This window comes from Camelimonas abortus, assembly GCF_042432745.1.
Classification (GTDB): Bacteria; Pseudomonadota; Alphaproteobacteria; order Rhizobiales; family Beijerinckiaceae; genus Camelimonas; species Camelimonas abortus.
This window is the reverse complement of sequence record NZ_JBHLWR010000006.1, coordinates 485,001-505,224: the sequence shown is the minus strand read 5'-3', so window position 1 is coordinate 505,224 and position 20,224 is coordinate 485,001. Positions and strand designations below refer to the sequence as shown.

17 protein-coding genes are annotated in these 20,224 nt (G+C 70.8%); 9 read left to right on the top strand and 8 right to left on the bottom strand.

Translation table 11 applies throughout. The features are described 5' to 3' along the window. Positions 1 to 154: 154 nt before the first annotated feature. From ACFFJB_RS04650 to ACFFJB_RS04640, 3 genes are all read right to left on the bottom strand, one after another. Complete coding sequence (locus tag ACFFJB_RS04650; protein WP_376829915.1) at positions 155 to 1,360, bottom strand: acetyl-CoA acetyltransferase; 1,206 nt, start codon at positions 1,358 to 1,360, stop codon at positions 155 to 157. A 2-nt stretch (positions 1,361 to 1,362) separates the two neighbouring features. Beyond that, the gene (locus tag ACFFJB_RS04645; protein WP_376829913.1) at positions 1,363 to 2,823 is read right to left on the bottom strand and encodes a hydroxymethylglutaryl-CoA synthase family protein; all 1,461 of its coding nucleotides are present in this window, start codon (positions 2,821 to 2,823) and stop codon (positions 1,363 to 1,365) included. Positions 2,824 to 2,983: 160 nt separating this feature from the next. Continuing rightward, entirely contained in the window at positions 2,984 to 3,895 is a 912-nt protein-coding gene (locus ACFFJB_RS04640; RefSeq protein WP_376829911.1) for an SDR family oxidoreductase, read from the bottom strand. Here ACFFJB_RS04640 and ACFFJB_RS04635 point away from each other — a divergent pair. The 3 genes from ACFFJB_RS04635 (at position 3,894) to ACFFJB_RS04625 (ending at position 6,840) form a co-directional block, all read left to right on the top strand. After that, entirely contained in the window at positions 3,894 to 4,268 is a 375-nt protein-coding gene (locus ACFFJB_RS04635) for a hypothetical protein (protein ID WP_376829909.1), read from the top strand. The genes ACFFJB_RS04640 and ACFFJB_RS04635 overlap by 2 nt on opposite strands. Further along, entirely contained in the window at positions 4,265 to 5,566 is a 1,302-nt protein-coding gene (locus ACFFJB_RS04630) for a BaiN/RdsA family NAD(P)/FAD-dependent oxidoreductase (RefSeq protein ID WP_376829907.1), read from the top strand. The genes ACFFJB_RS04635 and ACFFJB_RS04630 overlap by 4 nt, the downstream gene beginning before the upstream one ends. Positions 5,567 to 5,643: 77 nt before the next feature. Beyond that, positions 5,644 to 6,840, top strand: a complete 1,197-nt coding sequence (locus ACFFJB_RS04625; protein WP_376829905.1) for a lytic murein transglycosylase — start codon at positions 5,644 to 5,646, stop codon at positions 6,838 to 6,840. Positions 6,841 to 6,917: 77 nt separating this feature from the next. Here the strand turns inward: ACFFJB_RS04625 and ACFFJB_RS04620 are convergent, their stop codons facing one another. Both ACFFJB_RS04620 and ACFFJB_RS04615 read right to left on the bottom strand, forming a co-directional pair. Next, positions 6,918 to 7,283: a DUF4260 family protein gene (locus ACFFJB_RS04620; RefSeq protein ID WP_376829903.1), complete on the bottom strand. Its 366-nt coding sequence runs from the start codon at positions 7,281 to 7,283 to the stop codon at positions 6,918 to 6,920. 143 nt (positions 7,284 to 7,426) lie between these two features. Next, positions 7,427 to 8,965, bottom strand: a complete 1,539-nt coding sequence (locus tag ACFFJB_RS04615; protein WP_376829901.1) for an acyl-CoA synthetase — start codon at positions 8,963 to 8,965, stop codon at positions 7,427 to 7,429. Between the two features lie 273 nt (positions 8,966 to 9,238). On the opposite strand from ACFFJB_RS04615, the gene ACFFJB_RS04610 reads away from it, so the two are divergent. The 6 genes from ACFFJB_RS04610 to ACFFJB_RS04585 all read left to right on the top strand — a co-directional run bounded on the left by ACFFJB_RS04610 (position 9,239) and on the right by ACFFJB_RS04585 (position 15,802). Beyond that, the gene (locus ACFFJB_RS04610) at positions 9,239 to 10,012 is read left to right on the top strand and encodes an enoyl-CoA hydratase/isomerase family protein (RefSeq protein ID WP_376829899.1); all 774 of its coding nucleotides are present in this window, start codon (positions 9,239 to 9,241) and stop codon (positions 10,010 to 10,012) included. Positions 10,013 to 10,140: 128 nt separating this feature from the next. Then, positions 10,141 to 11,307, top strand: coding sequence for an acyl-CoA dehydrogenase family protein (locus ACFFJB_RS04605; RefSeq protein ID WP_376829897.1), 1,167 nt, complete (start codon positions 10,141 to 10,143; stop codon positions 11,305 to 11,307). Between the two features lie 36 nt (positions 11,308 to 11,343). Further along, a complete protein-coding gene (locus tag ACFFJB_RS04600) occupies positions 11,344 to 11,973 on the top strand; it encodes a glutathione S-transferase family protein (RefSeq protein ID WP_376829895.1) in 630 nt (209 codons plus the stop codon). A 76-nt stretch (positions 11,974 to 12,049) separates the two neighbouring features. Next, the gene (locus ACFFJB_RS04595; RefSeq protein WP_376829893.1) at positions 12,050 to 13,339 is read left to right on the top strand and encodes an acetyl-CoA hydrolase/transferase family protein; all 1,290 of its coding nucleotides are present in this window, start codon (positions 12,050 to 12,052) and stop codon (positions 13,337 to 13,339) included. A 135-nt stretch (positions 13,340 to 13,474) separates the two neighbouring features. After that, a complete protein-coding gene (locus ACFFJB_RS04590; RefSeq protein WP_376829891.1) occupies positions 13,475 to 14,626 on the top strand; it encodes a CaiB/BaiF CoA transferase family protein in 1,152 nt (383 codons plus the stop codon). Between the two features lie 189 nt (positions 14,627 to 14,815). Continuing rightward, positions 14,816 to 15,802, top strand: a complete 987-nt coding sequence (locus tag ACFFJB_RS04585) for a glycosyltransferase family 2 protein (RefSeq protein ID WP_376829889.1) — start codon at positions 14,816 to 14,818, stop codon at positions 15,800 to 15,802. Positions 15,803 to 15,809: 7 nt separating this feature from the next. Here ACFFJB_RS04585 and ACFFJB_RS04580 read toward each other — a convergent pair whose 3' ends face one another. The 3 genes from ACFFJB_RS04580 to ACFFJB_RS04570 all read right to left on the bottom strand — a co-directional run bounded on the left by ACFFJB_RS04580 (position 15,810) and on the right by ACFFJB_RS04570 (position 20,152). Further along, on the bottom strand, positions 15,810 to 16,748 hold the full coding sequence (locus ACFFJB_RS04580; protein ID WP_376829887.1) for a glycosyltransferase family protein: 939 nt from the start codon (positions 16,746 to 16,748) through the stop codon (positions 15,810 to 15,812). A gap of 114 nt (positions 16,749 to 16,862) precedes the next feature. After that, positions 16,863 to 18,662 (bottom strand): DNA helicase RecQ, encoded by a 1,800-nt coding sequence (recQ, locus tag ACFFJB_RS04575; protein WP_376829885.1) that lies wholly within the window; start codon positions 18,660 to 18,662, stop codon positions 16,863 to 16,865. A gap of 300 nt (positions 18,663 to 18,962) precedes the next feature. Beyond that, positions 18,963 to 20,152 (bottom strand): IS3 family transposase gene (locus tag ACFFJB_RS04570; RefSeq protein WP_376829884.1). Its coding sequence is split into 2 segments (ribosomal slippage): positions 18,963 to 19,903 and positions 19,903 to 20,152, totalling 1,191 coding nucleotides; the frame shifts between segments, so codons are not numbered across the junction. Between the last annotated feature and the right edge of the window lie 72 nt (positions 20,153 to 20,224).

Here is a 20,224-nt window from a genome sequence, read left to right as displayed (position 1 = left end):
GGACGTCAGGCCTGGCTGGCGGCCCGGAACGGGCGGGCGGGCGCAACGCGGCCGCGGCGACCAGGCGGTCCGGGGCCCCGGCCCCGCCGGCGCCGGCGGCGCACGAAAAAAGGCGGCACGCAGGCCGCCTTCATCCCTGGCGAAGGGCGCGCCCTCAGCCGTCGTAACGGCCGACGATCGACACCGAACACACGTTCTGGTGCGGGAAGCCGCCGAGGTTGTGGGTCATGCCGATGCGCGGCGGCTCCTTGCGCTGGCGCTCGCCCGCCCGGCCCAGCATCTGCAGATACATCTCGTAGATCATCCGCAGGCCGGAGGCGCCGATCGGGTGGCCGAAGCACTTCAGGCCGCCGTCGATCTGGCACGGAATCTTGCCGTCGGCGTCAAAGAAACCGTCGAGCACGTCCCGGATCGCCCCGCCCTCGGGCGAGAGGAACAGGTCCTCCATGGTCACCAGCTCGGTGATCGAGAAGCAGTCGTGCACCTCGACCAGGCTCACCTCCTCGCGCGGGTTCTCGATGCCCGCCTCGGCGTAGGCGCGCCGGGCGGCGATGCGCGTGGTGGCGAAGTAGCTGCCGTCCCACGAGTTGTGCTGCGCCTCGGAGCCGTTGGACACCGCCAGCTGCAGCGCCTTCACCGTGATCAGGTCCCGCTTGCCGAGGCTGCGGGCGATCTCCGGCGTGGTGACGATGGCGCAGGCGGCGCCGTCCGACACGCCGCAGCAGTCATAAAGCCCCAGCGGCTCGGCGATCATCGGCGCGTTCAGCACCGTGTCGATGTCAATGCGGTTGCGCAGGTGCGCCTTCGGGTTCTTCGAGCCGTTCTCGTGGCTCTTCACCGAAATGTGCGCCATGGCGCGCTTCAGGTCCTGCGGATTGCAGCCGTGCTTGGCGCGGTAGGCCGCCGCCAGCTGGGCGAAGGCGCCCGGCGCCGAGAGGTTCGGCCAGGTCATGTTGTTGACCGTGCCGCGGCCGCGCTGCGGCAGGCCGCCGTAGCCGGTGTCCTTCAGCTTCTCCACGCCCAGCGCCAGGGCGATGTCCGCCGCGCCGGAGGCCACGGCGTAGACCGCGCCGCGGAACGCCTCGGTGCCGGAGGCGCAGAAGTTCTCCACCCGCGTCACCGGAATGAAGGGCAGGCGCAGCGCCACCGCCAGCGGCACCGCCGACTTGCCCACGTGCTGCTCTTCAATGCCGGTGCCCAGCCAGGCGGCGTCGATCTGTTTCGTCTCGACGCCCGCGTCGTCCAGCGCCTCGACAAAGGCCTCGACCATCAGGTCTTCGGCGTTCATGTCCCAGCGTTCGCCAAACTTCGAGCAGCCCATGCCCAGAATGGCGACCTTGTCGCGAATGCCCTTGGCCATGTTCAGGTCCTCCCTGCGGCGACGGGGGCCGCTTTCCAGAAGTATCGGCGGAAGCCGCGCTGGTTATCAATGTCCTTGATGCGGAACATCATCCGCATCGGCCGGCCGACCTCAAGGTCCTGCTCGTCGACGTCGGTGAAGTCCATCATCCAGCGGCCGCCCTCGTCGAACTGGATCATGCCGTAGCAGGCCGGCGGATCCGGCGAATAGGTCAGACGGTCGGCGGTGTAGGAGTTGATGCGGCCGGTCTTCTCGGCGAAGGGCTCCGGAACCTGCGTGTCGATGGCCCCGCAGTTCGGGTTCACGCAGATGCGGCTCAGCGGATACTGCAGCGTGCCGCACTTTTCGCACTTGCCGCCGGTGAAGCTGGTGACGGCGCCGCGGTTGCGCCACATGGCCGAGAGGGCGGTGAGCTTGTCGGCCTCGGCGCGCATGCCGCGCTCGATCGCCACCACGTCGTTGAACGCGAGGAAGCGGTTGTAGTTCGTCTCCTCGCGGCGGCGGGCCAGATAGCCGCTGACGCCGAGGCGGCCGGTTTTCTTCCCGTTGGCCGGCGTCACCTCGAAGACCAGCACGTCCACGCCCTGGCCGAAGCCCACCACCATGATGCGCTCGCCGGGCTTCGCCTGCTCCAGCGCATGGGCCAGCATCACCAGCGCATGGGCGGCGCCGGTGTCGCCGCACACGGCGGAGAGGTTGTCGCGCACGGCGGCGTCGGCCACGCCCACCTTCTTCGCCACGGCGTTGGCCAGCTTTGGCAGCAGCGCCGGCAGGATGAAGTGGTTGATGTCGCCGGGCGCGAGGCCGGCGCGGTCAAGGGCGGCGCGCACCGCCGGCGGCACGATCTCCATGTAGCCGGCGTCGCGGATCCAGCGCTCCTCCCAGCCGTAGTCCGTGCCGGACTGGATGGTGCGGAAGTGGTCGACGAAATCGGCCGAGCGGGTGGCGGAGCCCAGCAGCACGGCCACCGGCTCGCCCTCGCCCACCAGCATGGCGGCGGCGCCGTCGCCGGACTGCATCTCCAGCGGGCTGGCGGCGTTGGCGCCGCGCTTCTCGGCGGCCGCGACGAGGGTCTGGCCGCGGCGCTCCAGCGCCTGCAGCAGGGCGGTGACGCCGGCGCGCTGCGTGCCGGCCACGTCGGCGGAGGCGGTGCTCTCGTCGAGGTTGAGCGCCGCGGTCACCACGCCGGCGTTGAGGCGGTCAAGGAAGGGAAAGGTGGTGGAGGCCAGGGTGACGGCCGTCACCTGGCTGCGGTCATGGCCGGCGAGGGCGTCGCGGGCGGCCTCAACGGCCATGGTCACCGGATCCTCGTCCCAGTTGGCCATGGCGCGCTCGCCCTTGCCGAGGCCCTTCAGGGCGGAGTTGAACCAGGAATTGGCCTCCGCAATGACCTTCCGCTGCAGGCGGAGGCGCGGAATATATGCCCCGTAAGACAGAATTCCGAAGCGTGTCTGCGATGTCATGGCGTCTCCTGTCCGCGTCACGGGCGCCGCCGGGCGGCGTACATGACCCTGCTGTGGCGTTGGCGCGCCGGCCCGGTGGGGGCCGCCCCGCAGGTTTTTCTTGCCTCATTGCGCGACGCCCGCCCGCAGGACCTGCGGGCGGGCGTCCGTTGCGCCGAAATCAGACCGGATCCCAGCCGAAGATGTCGGCCGAGCGGTCGAGCGGGTAGAACGACGGCTTCATGGCCGGCATGGCGTGCTCGGCGATGGTCTGGGGCGTCCAGCCGTCCGAGCGCTGCATGCCGCGCAGCGGGCGCGGCTGGCTCATCAGGAAGATCTCGTTCATGCGCACGGCGAAGATCTGGCCGGTGACCTCGCTGGCGAGGTCAGACAGCAGGTAAACGGCGAGCGGCGCGATTTTCTCCGGCCCCATCTGCTTCATGCGCTCGACGCGCTGGCGCTCGGCCTCGGTCTCCGCCGGGATGGTGCCGATCATGCGGCTCCAGGCGAAGGGCGAGATGCAGTTGGAGCGCACGTTGTAGCGGGCCATGTCGAGGGCGATCGACTTGGACAGGCCGACGATTCCCAGCTTGGCGGCGGCGTAGTTGGCCTGGCCGAAGTTGCCGATGAGGCCCGAGGTCGAGGTGAAGTGCACGAAGGCGCCCGCGTTCTGCTGGCGGAAGTACTGGGCGGCGGCGTGCGAGGTGTAGAACGAGCCCATCAGGTGCACCTGGATCACCGCCTCGAAGTCCACGGCGCTCATCTTGTGGAAGATGCGGTCGCGCAGGATGCCGGCGTTGTTCACCACGCCGTCGATGCGGCCCCACTTGTCGACGGCGTCCTGCACCATCTTCTGGGCGTCGGCGGCGCTGGCGACCGAACCGCCGTTGACGATGGCCTCGCCGCCGCTGGAGCGGATGATGTCCACCACCTCCTGGGCCGGCGTCAGGTCGGCGCCGACGCCTTCCGTGTCGCCGCCGAGGTCGTTGACCACGACCTTCGCGCCCTCTTTCGCGGCCAGAATGGCGATCTCCCGGCCGATGCCGCGGCCGGCGCCGGTGACCAGCACGACCTTACCCTCAAGACAACCCATGAGCGTTACTCCTCTTGAAAACCAAACCGCGCAGGCGCCGCGCGGGCGATGCCCCCAGCCGGCGCCGGAACGCCCTCCGGCGCGGACCGCTTCCCGCCGCAAGGGCGCGCCGCCGCGGCGCGACGAAGGCGGACGGCGGGAATTCGCCCATTCATTGGCATGGGCGAAAATCCAGGTCAACGCGTGCGAAATCGAGTTTCGCAGCGCCGGAGGGGCCGCCATGCCAGGCGCGGACGCCCGCGCCGCCGCGGCGGCGGCGCCGGGCGCGCGCGGCGGGTTTGCGCGCCGGCGCGCATGGTTTATTCGCTGGCGCGGCGACTGCGGCGCGCTCCGGCGCCGCGCCCCGGACGGAAGAAAGGAATCACCGACGTGACGGCGCCGGCCCAGGTCTGTTGCGATCTCCGGCGCGCGCCGGAAAAGGTGGACGTGCTGGTGGTGGGCGCCGGCGCCGCCGGCATGATGTGCGCCATCGAAACGGCGAAGCGCGGCCGCGTCACCCTGGTGGCGGACCACGCGGCCCGGCCGGGCGAGAAGATCCGCATCTCCGGCGGCGGGCGCTGCAACTTCACCAACACGAACGTCGCGCCGGACCGCTACCTGTCGCGCAACCCGGCGTTCTGCACGTCGGCGCTGCGGCGCTTCGGCTGGCGCAGCTTCGTCGCCATGGTCGACGCCGCCAGCGTCGCCTGGCATGAGAAAACCCTCGGCCAGCTGTTCTGCGACGGGCCGGCGAGCCAGATCGTGGACATGCTGCTCGGCCACATGGCGCGCCACGGCGCGCGGCTGGTCACCGGCGCCGCCGTGACCGACATTGAAAAAACCGCCGACGGCTTTCTGGTGCGGCTGGCCCCCGCCCGCGCCGGCAAGGGCGCCAGGCGCGGCGCCGCGCCGCCGGCCGGCGAAACGCGGACGGTGCGCTGCGCCTCGCTGGTGCTGGCCACCGGCGGCAAGTCGATTCCCGCGATGGGGGCCACGGGCTTCGCGCTGGAGACGGCGGCGCGCTTTGGCCTTGCGGTGGTGGAGCCGCGCCCGGGCCTCGTGCCCTTCACCCTGGCGCCGGAGCAGCTGGCGCTGCTGGCGCCGCTGGCCGGGGTTTCCGTGGATTCAGAAACCGGCCTCGTTGCGGCGGCGCCGCGCCCGGGCGCGCGGGCGCCGCGCTTTCGCGAGGCGCTGCTGTTCACCCACAGGGGGCTGAGCGGTCCGGCGATCCTGCAGATTTCCTCATACTGGCGCGAGGGCGACGCCGTTCGCCTGTCGCTGGCGCCGGACGCGGACGTGTTCGCGGCGCTGAAGGCGGCGCGGGCCGCCAACGGCCGCCAGGCGCCGCAGACCGCCCTCGCCGGCCTGCTGCCGAAGCGCCTCGCCCAGGCGATCGTGGACATGCATCCGGGACCGGAGCGCCTCGCCGACTGCAGCGACCGCCATCTGCGCGCGCTGGAGGCCGCGGTGAAGGCGTGGACGCTGCGCCCCAACGGCACGGAAGGCTACCGCACCGCGGAGGTGATGCTGGGCGGCGTGGACACGGCCGAGCTGGACCAGAAGACGATGGCGGCGAAGCGGGTTCCGGGCCTTTACGTGATCGGCGAGGCGGTGGACGTGACCGGCTGGCTGGGCGGCTACAACTTCCAGTGGGCGTGGGCCTCGGGCTGGTGCGCCGGCCAGGCGGCGTGAGGCCGTCAACATTCCGGAAACCTCGCGCGGGCCAGACTCAGGCTTTGGGACTGATTCGAGAAACGGGTACGGAGACCATGATGAAACGCGCCGCCGCCCTGCTGGCCACGACTTTCGCCGTGACGACCCTCGCAGGCGCCGGAGCCGCCTTCGCCGACTACGGCTCATGCGTCGCCGGCCTCAGGAGCCAGCTCGTCGCCTCGGGCATTGATCCGGCGCTGGTCAACGCCGCCCTCAACCAGAGCGGACCGGACGAAAAGGTGTTGCGCCTTTCAAAGGTGCAGCCGGAGTTCAGGACGCTGATCTGGGACTACCTCGGCTTCCTGGTGGACGACCAGCGCGTCGAGGAAGGCCGGCAGATGATGCGCAGACACGCCGCCGCCCTCGCCGCCGCCGAAAAGCGTTTCGGAGTCGACAGGTATTACATCGCCGGCGTGTGGGGCGTGGAGACAGACTTCGGCCGCGAAACCGGCTCCAGCTACCTGCCCCACGCCCTGGCCACGCTGGTGTGCGAGGGCGGAAAGCGCAAGGATTTCTGGCGCGCCGAGCTCACCGCGGCGCTGCGCCTGGTGCAGCGCGGCGACCTGCAGCTCAACGAGCTCTACGGCTCCTGGGCCGGCGCCTTCGGCCAGACCCAGTTCATCCCCTCCACCTACCAGCGCCTCGCCGTGGACATGGACGGCGACGGCCGCCGCGACCTGGTGAAATCCGTCGCCGACGCGCTGGGCTCCACCGCCAATTACCTGCGCGCCTCGGGCTGGCGCACCGGAGAGCCGGTGATGCACGAGGTGATCCTGCCGCCCGGCTATTCCGGCCCGGTGGGCCGCACCAGGCGCGTTCCCGCCTCTCGCTACGCCGCCCTGGGGGTGAAGCGCGCGGACGGCCGGCCGCTGCCGGGCGACCTGCCCGCCGGCCTGCTGCTGCCGGCCGGGCGCGAGGGGCCGGCCTTCCTCGTCTACAAAAACTTCGACGCCATCTACGCCTACAACCGGGCGGAGTCCTACGCCCTCGCCATTTCCTATCTGGCGCAGCGCCTGGCGGGCGGCCCGCGCATCGCCGGAACCTGGCCCACCGACGACCCCGGCCTCTCCCGCGCCCAGCGCCGGCGCCTGCAGGAGCTGCTGGTCGCGCGCGGCTTTGACATCGGCGGCGCGCCGGACGGCAAGATCGGCCCCGCCACCCGCGCCGCCATCGCCCGGGTGGAGCGCCAGCTCGGCATGCCGGAGACCGGCCGCGCAGGCATGAAGGTGTACCGGGCGCTCGGCGGCCAGTGACGCCACGCCCGCCGCGCAAAAGCCCGCCACCCGGCGGGCTTTTTCATGCGCGGCGGCTGCGGGCGACGCGGGACCGCTTACCGGCCGATGCGCCCCAGATGGGTGAACCTGAACCCGGCGTGGGTCTTCAGCCCGTAGCCCAGCATGCGGTCAAAGCCGCTGTGGCCGAGCAGCAGCGCGCCCACGGCGGCCGTCTCGGGCGAGGCCAGCGCCGCGCCGGCGGCGTAGACGACGCCGCCCAGGGCATAGACGTGGACGAGATTGTAGGCGAAGGCGCCGGCCCGCGCCCCGGCCAGATAGGCGGCGAAGCTCAGGTCCGGCGCGAAAAACGCGGCCAGCGCCGCCCACCAGGGAATGGCCGGGCCGGTGAGCCAGAACAGCGCCAGCGCCGCGGCGAACAGCAGCGCGCCTTCCGCCCGCTGCCACAGGATGGTTTCTCTCACGCGCCCTCTCCTTGCGGATCATGACCGCCGCCACGCGGCCAGCGATTCAGGGAAGGCCGGTCGCCGCGCCCTGATAGCATGAAGCCCGCCCGGCGGAAGCATCGCCGCCGGACTGGCCCGCAAAAAAAGGGACGGGCGCGCGGTCACACGGCGCGGCCGGCGCCCTGCCAGTAGGGCTCGCGCAGCTTGCGCTTGAAGATCTTGCCGCTGTCCTCGCGCGGCAGGTCCTCGCGGATCTCGATCACCTTCGGCACCTTGTAGTCGGCGATGCGCCGCCGCAGCTCCGCCCGCAGCGCCTCGGGATCGAGCTGGCGCCCCTCCAGCGGCTGCACCAGCGCCAGCAGCGCCTCGCCCATCTCCGGGTCCGGCACGCCGAACACCACGCAGTCGCGCACCCCAGGCAGCGCCGCCAGCGCCGACTCGATTTCCGCCGGATAGATGTTGACGCCGCCGGAGATCACCATGTCGCGCACGCGGTCGCAGATGTAGAGGTAACCGTCCTCGTCGAAATACCCCACGTCGCCGCAGGTGATCAGGCCGTTGCGGTCGATCTCGGCGCGCTTCTCCGGCAGGTTGTGATAGGTGAAGTCCGGATAGAAGCTGATGCGCATGAAGATTTCGCCGCGCTCGTAGGGCGGCAGCGGCTTGCCGTTCTCATCCTGCACCTGGACGACGGCCCCCTCGATTGGCTTGCCCACCGTGCCCTTGTGGGCCAGCCACTCGTGGCTGTCGCAGAACACCACCGGGCCGGATTCGGTGCCGCCGTAATATTCGTGGACGATCGGGCCGAACCAGCCGATCACCGCCTCCTTCACGTCAGGCGGGCACGGGGCGCCGGCATGGATGATGAACTTCAGCGACGACACGTCGTATTTCGCCCGCACCTCCTCCGGCAGCTTGAGCATGCGCACGAACATGGTGGGCACCAGCCACAGGTGGGTGAGCTTTTCGCGGTCGATCAGCGCCAGCAGGCCTTCCGGATCGAACTTCGGCAGGCACACGAACAGTTCGGCCAGGCGCACGGCGCGCAGCGAGAAGGCGTTGGGCGCGCTGTGATACATGGGCGCGGCGATGGCGGTGCGCATGCCCGGCTGCAGGCCATAGACCATGTCGCGCATCTTCTCCACCTTCGCCCGGTCCTCGTCGGAGGCCGGGCGGCGGCGCACGCCCTTGGGATTTCCGGTGGTGCCGGAGGTGTAGATCATGCTGTCGGCGGGCGGGGCGGGCGGGCCCTCCTGCGGCGCGTGGCGCGCCAGCAGGTCATCCCACAGCAGCGCCCCTTCCGGCGGCGGCAGCAGCTCCGCCGGCACGCGGCAGGCGGCGGCGATCTCCTGCGAGGTGGGAACCACGATCACGGTCACGCCCGCCGGCACGGCGCCGGCGACGCCGCGCAGCAGGTCGGAGTGGATCACCAGGACTTTCGCGCCGCAGTCATTGAGGATGTAGCTCACCTCCTCGCCCTTGAAGTGCCAGTTCACCGGCACGGCGTAGGCGCCGAGGCGCTGCGCGCCGAGGCTCGCCTCCAGAAAGGGCGTGTCGTTGCGCATCATCACCGCCACGCAGTCGTCGCGTCCGACTCCAAGGGCGGCGAAGGCGCTGGCGGCGCGCCGCAGACGTCCGTCAAACGTCGCGGCGTCGATCACCTTTGCGCCGCTTGCAATGCCAGTAGTCAGCCCGGTCATCGTCCCTGCACGCTCCCCTGTTCAGGATGGCTTTCGCCGGCGGGCGGCTCCGTGCGGCCGCGCCGCGCTTGCTTGCGCTTTGCATGGCGATGCGAAATAAGGTTTCGCAAAGCCGGCCGCGCACTTTAGCCAAACCGCTCCGGATGTGGAGGGGCGATTTCTGGCGCCGCCAATGCCCTCACGGCATGGCCGCCGCGCCGCGAGCCCCTCTCGCAGGGCCGGCAGGAGCAATCGGCAAGGGAGCGCCGGCGCGCGCCGGCGGTGGAGGACGCCATGGATGATGCGGTTCTGCTGGAGCGTAAGGGACATGTCGCCATCGTGCGGCTCAATCGCGAGGAAAGCCGCAACGCGCTTCAGCCGGCGGTCAAGGCCGGCCTGCAGACGCACATTCCGGCGGTGATGGCCGATCCGGCCGTGCGCGCGGTGGTGATCACCGGCACGGGCAAGGCCTTCTGCGCCGGCGGCGACATCCGCGACATGCAGGAGCGCGGCGGCCCGGCCATCCGCGCCCGCCTGCAGCGCTCCCATTCGTGGACGCAGAAGCTCCTCGCCGGCGAGAAGCCGGTGATCGCCGCCGTCAACGGCGCCGCCGCCGGCGCCGGCCTGTCGCTGGCGATGATGTGCGACATCATCATCGCCTCGGACAAGGCGTTCTTCCGCGCCGGCTTCCCTGGCATCGGCGCCGTGCCGGATCTCGGCCTCGCCCTCACCCTGCCGCGCGCCATCGGCCAGGCGCGCGCCCGCGACCTGCTGCTCACCAACCGCCGCGTCGAGCCGCAGGAGGCGCTGTCCATGGGCCTCATCTCCCGCATCGCGCCCGATGGCGCGGTGCTGGACGAGGCTGTGAAGCTGGCCGAGGAGCTGGCGGAAGGCCCGGCGGTGTCGCTCGGCCTCACCAAGACCATGCTCAACATGGCCTACCAGCAGATCGACGACTTCCTCGCCTTCGAGGCCATGGCCCAGGCCATCGCCTTTGACAGCAAGGAGTTCGCCGAGGGCGTCGCCGCCTTCCTGGAGAAGCGCAAGCCACGCTTCCCGGAGGTCTGACCGCGCCGGCCGGCCCTTCCCGGTCCGGCCGGCCCCCTCGCCCCACGCCAGCGGCGCGCGAGCAAAGACGCGCCGGCGCGACAGGCGGGCGGCGCGCCGGCAACAGGCGACGCACTGGAGGACACGCCATGGATTTCGCGCTGACGCCGGAACAGGAAGCCATCCGCGAGACGGTGAGCGCCATCGCCGCGCGCTTCGACGACGCTTACTGGCTGGAGAAAGACCGGGCCGGCGGCTTTCCCCACGAGCTGCACCGGGCGCTGGCCGACGAGGGCTTTCTCGGCATCTGCATTCCGGAGGCGTACGGCGGCTCGGGCCTGGGGATCGCCGAGGCGGCCGTGATGATGCAGGCCATCAGCCAGTCAGGCGCGGGCATGTCCGGCGCCTCGGCGGTGCACATGAACATTTTCGGGCTCAATCCCGTGGTGGTGTTCGGCACGGAGGAACAGAAGCGCCGCATGCTGCCGCCGCTGGTCCGCGGCGAGGAGAAGGCCTGCTTCATGGTGACCGAGCCGGACGCCGGCCTCAACACCACCCATCTGCGCACCCGCGCCGAGAAGCGCGGCGACCATTACGTCCTCACCGGCCGGAAAATCTGGATCTCCACCGCCCAGGTGGCGGAAAAGGCGCTGATCCTCGCCCGCACCACGCCGCTGGAGGAGGTCCGCCGCCCCACCGAGGGGCTCAGCCTGTTCTATACGGATCTCAACCGCGATTACGTTGAGGTGCGGGAGATCGACAAGATGGGCCGCAAGGCCGTCGACTCCAACCAGGTGTTCCTCGACGGCCTGCCCGTGCCGGCCGGCGACCTGATCGGCGCGGAAGGCCGCGGCTTCGAGTACATCCTGCACGGGCTCAATCCGGAGCGCATCCTCATCGCCGCCGAGGCGGTCGGACTGGGCTTCGCGGCGCTGGAGCGCGCCGTCGCCTACGCGAAGGAACGCGTGGTGTTCGACCGGCCCATCGGCCAGAACCAGGGCGTCCAGCACCCCCTGGCCGAATGCTGGATGCAGCTGGAGGCGGCGCGGCTGATGACCATGAACGCCGCCTGGCGTTACGATAGCGGCCTGTCCTGCGGGGCCGAGGCCAACAGCGCCAAGTATCTGGCCGCCGAGGCCGGCTTCCGGGCCTGCCAGACGGCGGTGATGACCCACGGCGGCTTCGGCTACGCCCGCGACTTCCACGTGGAGCGCTACCTGCGCGAGATCATGATCCCGCGCATCGCCCCGGTCAGCCCGCAGCTGATCCTGTGCTTCATCGCCGAGAAGGTGCTGGGGCTGCCGAAATCCTACTGAACCCGGTCGCCCGGAGGGCGCAGACAGGAGGAAGCCATGTCCGGCAATCGCGAGGTGACGCTGTATTACTGGCCGCAGTCGCGCGCCGCGGCGACGCTGGAGCTGCTGGAGGAGCTGGGCGCCCCCTACCGGCTTGAGGTGATCGACATCACCCGGGGCGAGCAGAACGCGCCCGCCTTTCTCGCCGTCAATCCCATGGGCAAGGTGCCGGCGGCGGTGATGGACGGCGTCGTCGTCACCGAGCAGATCGCCATTTTCACCTGGCTGTCCGACCTGTTTCCGGAGGCCGGCCTGACCCCGGCCGCCGCCGATCCGCTGCGCGGACCGTGGCTGCGCTGGCTGGCCTTCTACGCCGGCTGTTTCGAGCCGGCGATGATGGACCGGGCGCTGAAGCATCCGCCCCCGCCCCGGGTGATGTCGCCCTATGGCGGGTACGACCTGGTTGTGGAGACGCTGCGCGGCCAGCTGGCGAAGGGCCCCTTCATCCTCGGCGCGCGCTTCACCACGGCGGACGTGCTGTGGTCAACGGCGCTGACCTTCATGACCGCCTTCGGCCTGCTGGAGAAGACCGGCGACATCGCCGCCTATCTGGCGCGCACGGACGACCGCCCGGCGCGCCAGCGGGCCAGCGCCATCAACGCCCGCATCATGGCGGAGCGCGCCTGAGCCGCCCCGCCCCCGTCCCGCCCGCCGCCGGCCCCGCCGGCGCCGGCTCCCGTCAACCGGAAGAAACGCCTGTTCCATGTCGCAGTCCCCGCATCCGCTGCCCACGCCCATTTCCGCCGCCCGGCTTGACCTGAAAGGCCTGATCCGGCCGGGAGACGTCGTCGTCGTCGGTCAGGGCACCGGCGAGCCCACGGCGCTCACCGAGGCGCTGGTGGCGCAGTCCGGCGACATCGGCCCGGTGACGGTGTTTCTGGGGACGCTGTTCTCGCGCACCTTTGCGCCGGACGCCGCGCCGAACCTGCGTTTCACCGGCTATGGGGCCATCCAGCAGGCGGGCGCGCTGGCCAGGGCCGGCCGGCTCGACCCGGTGACCACCCATTACAGCCAGCTGCCGGAGCTGTTCGCCAGCGGCCGCCAGCGCGCCGACGTGGTGATGCTGCAGCTCTCGCCGGGGCCGGAAGGCCGCCGGCCGTCGCTGGGCATGATCACGGACTATCTGGTCGCCGCCTGCCGCAGGGCGCGGGTGGTGATCGCGCAGATGAACGCCCGCGCGCCCTGGACCCATGGCGGCGAGCTGCCCGGCGACGTGCGCGTCGACGTGCTGGTGGCGGACGACCGTGAGCCGGTGATCCTGCCGGGTGCGAAGGTGGGGCCGGCGGAGGAGGCCATCGCCCGCCATGTGGCGGGGCTCATTCCGGACGGGGCGGTGATCGAGATCGGCATCGGCGCCATGCCGGACGCCATCCTGTCGGCGCTGCGCGGCCACCGCGACCTCGGCTTCCACTCTGGCATGATCAGCGACCGCACGGTGGACCTGATCGAGGCCGGCGTCATCACCAACGCGCTGAAGCCTTGTGACACGGGCGTCTCCATCGCCGGCTGCCTGTTCGGCGGGCGGCGGCTGTTCGACTTCGCCCATGACAACCCGCTGCTGCAGATGCGCCCGCCGGAATACACCCACGGCTTCGCCGTCCTCGCCCGCCTGCCGAAATTCACGGCGCTGAACTCGGCGGTGGAGGTGGATCTCACCGGCCAGGTCAACGCCGAGGTGGCGGGCGGCGTCTATGTGGGGGCCATCGGCGGCCAGGTTGATTTCGTGCGCGGGGCCATGGCGTCTGACGGCGGGCGCTCCATCATCGCCCTGCCGTCCACGGCCAGGGGCGGCGCGGTGAGCCGCATCGTGCCGCAGCTTTCCGGACCGGTGACCACGGCGCGCGGCGACGCCGACACCTTCGTCACCGAATTCGGCGTGGCGGAGCTGCGCGGCCAGTCGCTGGCGGAGCGGGCGCGGCGGATGATCGCCATCGCCCATCCGGACATGCGCGAGCAGCTGATGGAGGCGGCCCGGCCGCTGCTGCGGGACTGACCCCGCCCGCCGGGCGGGGCGCGCGTCATTCAATCGCATGATTTTTGCGGACGGGGGGCGCCCATCCGTCCGCGAGATGCTCTAGACAGGCGACGCCTGACAGTTGCAACCGTACCGAACCAACAGGAAGAGACCATGAGCGGACCCCTCGCCGGCCTGCGCGTCGTTGAAATGGCGGGCATTGGCCCGGCCCCGATGGCGGCCATGCTGCTCGCCGACCTCGGCGCCACCGTCATCCGCATCGAGCGGCAGGCGCCCTCCGGCCTCGGCGTGCCGCGCCCGCCGAAGTACAACCTGCTGAACCGCAACCGTCACTCCGCCTCTTTCGACCTGAAGAGCAGGGAAGGCATCGAGGCGACGCTGGAGCTGGTCGAAAAGGCCGACGCGCTGATCGAGGGCTTCCGCCCCGGCACGATGGAGCGCCTCGGCCTTGGCCCGGACGTCTGCCTGGCCCGCAATCCGAAGCTGGTTTACGGCCGCATGACCGGCTGGGGCCAGGAGGGCCCGCTGGCGAAGGTGGCCGGCCATGACATGAACTATCTCGGCCTCACCGGCGCGCTGGCCCACATCGGCCGCCGCGACCAGCTGCCGACGCCGCCGCTCAACCTGGTGGCGGACTATGGCGGCGGCGCGCTTTATCTGGCCTTCGGCATCGTTTCGGCGGTGCTGCACGCGCACAAGACCGGCGAGGGCCAGGTGATCGACGCCGCCATGGTGGACGGCGCCGCCTCGCTGATGCTCTCGGCCTATGGCCTGCACGAGGCCGGGCTCTATTCCGACAGGCGCGGCGACAACATCCTCGACTCCGGCGCGCCCTGGTATGACGTCTATGAGTGCGCCGACGGCGGCCTGATCGCCGTGGCGCCGATCGAGCAGAAGTTCCGCGACGAGTTCTACCGCATTCTTGGCGTCGACCGCGCCAGCCTTGGCGACGACGACGACAAGGCCAACTGGCCGAAGGTGCGCGAGGTGATCGCGACCCGGATCAGGGAGAAGACCCGGGCGGAATGGGAGAAGGCCTTTGAGGGCTCCGACGCCTGCGTGTCTCCGGTGCTGACCATGGCGGAGGCGCCGAACCATCCGCACATGGTGGCGCGCGGCACTTTCATCGAGATCGACGGCGTGCGCCAGCCTGGCCCGGCGCCGCGCTTCAGCAGGACGGTTCCGGACAAGCCGAAGGGGCCGGAGCTGCCTGGCGAGGGCACCGAGGCGGCGCTGGCCGAGTGGGGCTTCCCGCCGGAGCGCATCGCCGACCTGAAGGCCCGGGGAATCGTGGGCAACAGGTAAGGGGGCGTTACGCCGCCCCGCGCATGGATGGCCGGGCCCTGCGCCCGGCCGTCCTGCTTTCCGGCGCCGCGTTTCCCCGCCGTCCGCCCCGGCCCCGCCCCAGGACAACGGCGCCCCTGCCGCGTCCCCCGTGCCCCGCATGGCCGGATCTGCTATCAGCGACGCACCGCCCACGCACACAGGCCGCCCATGTCCAGCCCAGCCGCCAGCCCCACGCAGCTCGACGTGGTGATCGTCAACTGGAACGCCGGCGCGCTGCTGGGCGAATGCCTCGACGCCCTCGCCGCAAGCACCATCGCCGCCGCGCTGCACGTCATCGTGGTGGACAACGCCTCCCGTGACGGCTCCTGGGCGGCGTGCGTGGCCAGGCGCGACCTGCGCGTCAGCCTGATCCGCAATCCGGACAACCGCGGCTTCGGCGCCGCCTGCAACCAGGGCGCGGCGGCGGGCGACGCCCCTTACCTGCTGTTTCTCAACCCCGACACCCGCGTGTTTCCCGATACGCTGGAGGCGGCCCTCGCCTTCGCCCGGCGGCCGTTCGGCGGCGCGCCGCCCGGGGCGGTCGGCGTCATCCATGTGGACGACAGGGGCGAGGCGCAGCGCACCTGCGCCAGCCAGCCCACGGCCGGGCGGCTGCTCGGCCGGGCGCTGGCGCTGGACAGGATCGCCCCGCGTCTTGCGCCGCCGCTGTTCATGACCGGATGGGACCACCTGGACACCCGCGCCGTCGCCCAGGTGATGGGGGCGTTCCTGCTGATGGAGCGCGCGCTGTTCGAACGGCTGGGCGGCTTCGACGCGCGCTATTTCGTCTATTACGAGGACATGGACCTGTGCCTGCGCGTGGCGGCGGCGGGGCGGCCCGTGGTGCATTTCGCCGGGGCCCGCACCTGGCACAAGACCCAGGGCACCACCGCCCAGGTCCGGGACCGGCGGCTGTTCTATTTCTGGCGCAGCGAAATGACCTTCGCCGCCCGCCATTTCGGCGCCGCCACGGCGTGGCTGCTGCTGCCCGCCTACATGTTCGTGCAGACGCCGCTGCGCGTGCTGCAGGCGGCGCTGCGCGGCCAGCCCGGCGAATGGCGCCAGCCGCTGCGGGCGCTCGGCCTGCTGCTGCAGGCGCTGCCGGACCTGCGCCGGCGCATCCGCGCGGCCGGCGCGGCGCGGCGCGGCGGCTGAGCCTCCCTCACCGCTCCGGCGCGCCGGGGGGCGGGCCCAGGCGGCCCCGACAGCCGTCCGCCGCCGCCTGAAGCAGCGCGCGCGCCGCGGCGCCGCCATAGCCCTGGTCGCGCCAGTAAAGCAGGCACTGCGCCGGCAGATACAGCGCCTGGCGCAGGCGGAATCCGCGCGGCAGATGGCCCAGCCTGAAGCCATAGACGGTGTTGCGCACATAGGCCCCCATGCGGAACGGCTTCTGCCGCGGCGTGCTCACCGGCCCGAAACGGAGTTCCCCCTCGCCGACGGTGTGAGGCATGGTCCAGGCCGGATCAAGCCAGACGGAGCGGCCCCGCGCCCAGGCGCGGAAACACCACTCCACGTCCACCGCGTCGATGAAATAGTCGTCGCGAAACTTGCCGACGGCGCGGAACGCCGCCAGATCCAGCAGCGAACCGGAGGTGGCGAGAAAATCCACCGGCGTCGCCCCGGCGAGCGGCGCCGCGCCACGGCGGGCGAACACCCGCGGGGCCTTGTAGCTTTCCCCTGCCGGCGCGACCATTCTGGGCCCCACGACGGCGGGGCGCGCGCCCGCCTGCGCCAGCCGCCGGCGCGTCGCCGCCAGCCCCTGCACCATGCCAGGCGGCGGGCGCGAATCCTGGTCGAACAGGCAGATGGCCTCATGGCCGTCGAGCGCCGCGGCCAGCGCCAGAAGGTTGAGCGCGGTGGCGACGCCGAAATTGACCGGCGCGTCGATCAGCGCCACATGGTCGCCGAGGGCGGCGAGGTCGCGGCGCAGGTCCGCGTCCAGCCGGCCGTTGACGAACAGCCACACCCGCGCCACGTCGGGCGCGACGGCGTCAATCAGGGGCAGCAGCCGCTCGCGCTGCGGGCCGAACAGCACGACTCCCGCCGCCAGCCGCGCCCGGCCGCCAGCGCCGCCCGCCTCCGTGTCGTCCGCCCTGTCCATGGCTTCGCACTGCTCCCGCCGTCACCGCCTTCCGCCCACCGTTCGCGCGGCGGCGGCGCGAGGTCAAGGCCGCCGCTCCTTGCGGGACGGACGCGCCGTCGGCGCGCCGGCCCGTCACGCATAGGCGGCGATCACCTCCAGAAAGGCGTCGGCGTAACGCGCCAGCTTGGCCTCGCCCACCCCGGGAACCGCCGCCATCTCCGCGTGGCAGGCCGGGCGCGACGACGCCAGCTCCGCCAGGGTGCGGTCGTGGAAAATGACGTAGGGCGGCACGTTCTGCTCGCGCGCCAGCTCGGCGCGCCTGCGGCGCAGCGCCTGGAACAGCTCCGCGTCCTGCTCCGCCACGGCGGCCGGGGCGCGCGCGGCGCCCGCCTTCATGCGCCCCGCCCGCGGCGGCCGCGGCGCCCGCAGCATCAGCGGCGGCTTCTGCCGCAGGAACGCCCGCCCGGCGGCGGAGATCGACAGGCCGCCATGGCCGGCCAGATCCACGTCCACCAGCCGCAGGGCGACCAGCTGGCGCAGGATCGCCCGCCAGGTGCGGGCGTCGTGCTCCCTGCCGATGCCGAAGGTGGAGATGCGGTCGTGACCGGACCGCCGGATGCGGTCGCTGTCGACGCCCAGCAGCACGTCGACGATATAGGCCTGGCCGAAGCGCTCGCCGGTCCGGTAGATGCAGGAAAGCGCTTTCTGCGCCGCGATCGCGCCGTCAAACAGCACCGGCGGCTCCAGGCAGGAGTCGCAGTTGCCGCACGGCGCGCAATGGTCGCCGAAATAGGACAGCAGGACCTGGCGGCGGCAGCCGGGGGCCTCGCACAGGCCGAGCAGCGCGTCCAGCTTGCGCCGCTCCATGCGCTTGCGCGCCTCGGGCGCGTCGGATTCCTCGATGAAACGGGCGCGCAGGGCGATGTCCTCATGGCCGTAGAGCATCAGCGCCTCGGAGGGCAGGCCGTCGCGGCCGGCGCGGCCGGTCTCCTGGTAATAGGCCTCGATGGAGCCCGGCAGGTCGAGATGGACGACGAAGCGCACGTCCGGCTTGTCGATGCCCATGCCGAAGGCCACGGTGGCCACCATGATGACCGCCTCGCCGCGCTGGAAGCGGGCCTGGCTGGCCTCGCGCGCCGCCTTGTCCATGCCGGCGTGATAGGCCAGGGCGTCGTAGCCGAGGCCGCGCAGCCATTCCGCGGTTTCCTCCGTCCGGCGCTTGGACAGGCAATAGATGATGCCGCTCTCGCCCTCGTGGCGGCGCAGAAAGGCCCGCAGCCGGGCGCGTGGATTGTCCTTCTCCTCAATGGCGTAGCGGATATTGGGCCGGTCGAAGCCGCTGATGAAGGCGTCGGCCGGATCGATGGCCAGATGGGAGAGGATTTCGGCGCGGGTGGGCGCGTCGGCGGTGGCGGTCAGCGCCATGCGCGGGGTGTCGGGAAAACGCGCGACGACAGCGTCGAGCTGGCGGTAGGAGGGGCGGAAATCGTGCCCCCACTGCGACAGGCAGTGCGCCTCGTCGATGGCGATCACGGAAAGTCTGACGCTGGCCAGCAGGTCGAGCACCTCCGGCTTGAGCAGCGTTTCCGGGGCGACGTACAGCAGGTCGACGGCGCCGGCGCGGATGTCGCGCCACAGCGCCCGGCGGCCGTCCGGCTCAAGGTCAGAGTTGAGCGCCGCCGCCCGCACGCCCGCCTGGCGCAGGGCCGTCACCTGGTCGGCCATCAGCGCCAGCAGGGGCGAGACCACCACGCCCATGCCGGGGCGCGCCAGCGCCGGGATCTGGTAGCACAGCGACTTGCCGCCGCCGGTGGGCATCAGGACGAAAGCGTTGTTGCCGGCGATGACGTGCGTGATGATCCGCTCCTGCGGGCCGCGGAACGCGTCATAGCCATAGATGGTCCTGAGAATGTCGAGGGCGGTCGCGTTCATCACCAGCTGCACGGGAATCGCGGGGCCATTCCCTCATAGCAGGTTCGCCGGCGCGGGTCAGAAAACGCGGCTGCGCCATGGCGGCGCAAGCCCTCCCGCAACGCCAGCTCCACCGTCTCGCACGCGAAAACGCGACGCCCACGCGCACAGGCCGCCGGAGATGGGAGCGCCCGCGCGTTATGCCCCTCATTCCGGCCCCGGCGACGCCGCGCCCGCCAGGCGTCCACATCGCGGCGAATGTCGCTCGTCAGGGCGCTTGAAGCCACGGACGTCGAGGTCCCCTGACGTTGCCCCCAAGTTCTATCCAGCCCTGAGTTCGACCTGACGGTTTTGGGTTGCCTTGGAACAGGTGGTTGAAGCGGGATCTGTCGTGGAGCCCGCGACCTGGCGCAACGGCAGATCCCGCCGCTGCGCAAACGTTGCCGAAAAGGCGGCTGGCGTCTGCCACGCCAGTGCAGAATGTGGGCGAGAGCCGTTATAATCGGCTCGCCATCTGGCCAGTTGGGAGCGCGTCTGGGTCAGCGTGGAGAAGAGCGTCTCATTCAGGAACTCGTCTCTCAGACGTCCATTGAAGCTCTCGATGAACGCATTCTGCATGGGCTTGCCAGGCGCGATATAGTGCCAGCGCACCCTGGACCTGTCTGCCCACGTCAAAATGGCGTTCGACGTGAATTCGCTGCCATTGTCGCTGACAATCATGGCTGGCTTGCCCCGGGCGACAATCAGGGCATCCAGTTCACGCGCGACCCTCGCCCCCGAGAGGGACGTATCCGCTACAAGCGCGAGGCACTCGCGGGTACAGTCGTCCACGACTGTCAGCACGCGGAACCGCCTGCCATCCGTCAGTTGGTCGGACACGAAGTCCAGCGACCACCGTTCGTTTGGCGACAGCGGCGGCTCAATTGGCGCCCGTGTTCCGATGGCCCGCTTGCGACCGCCCCGACGGCGCACCCCGAGCCGCTCTTCCCTGTATATCCGGAAGAGCCGCTTGTGGTTGACCTCAAAGCCTTCACGACGCAGCAGCACATGCAAACGCCGGTAGCCAAAGCGCCGGCGTTCATGGGCCAGTTCCTTCATCCGTGTGCGCAGGACGCCATCGTCCCGGCGCTGCGCCTGGTAACGCATGCTCATGCGGCTGAAGCCGGTGGCTTTACACGCCCGACGTTCGCTCATCCCGTGCTGCTGCATGAGATGGCGAACGGCCTGTCGCCTCGTGGCGGGCGTCACCACTTCTTTCCCAAAAGATCCTTCAGCGCCGCATTGTCGAGCATTGCGTCGGCCAGCATGCGCTTCAGGCGACTGTTCTCGTCCTCAAGGGCCCGCAGCCGTTTGGCCTCGGACACTTCCATGCCGCCAAACCGCGCCTTCCACTTGTAGATGCTGGCGTCACTGACGCCGTGCTTCCGGCAGAGCTCCGCCACCGGAATGCCCGCCTCGTGTTCCTTCAGGATGGCGATGATCTGTTCTTCTGAAAACCGCGTGCGCTTCATGTCTGGTCCTCTCAGCGGGGCCAGATCAAACTTCAAACCGGAATAGGCGCAGGGGGCAACGTCACCCCGTCG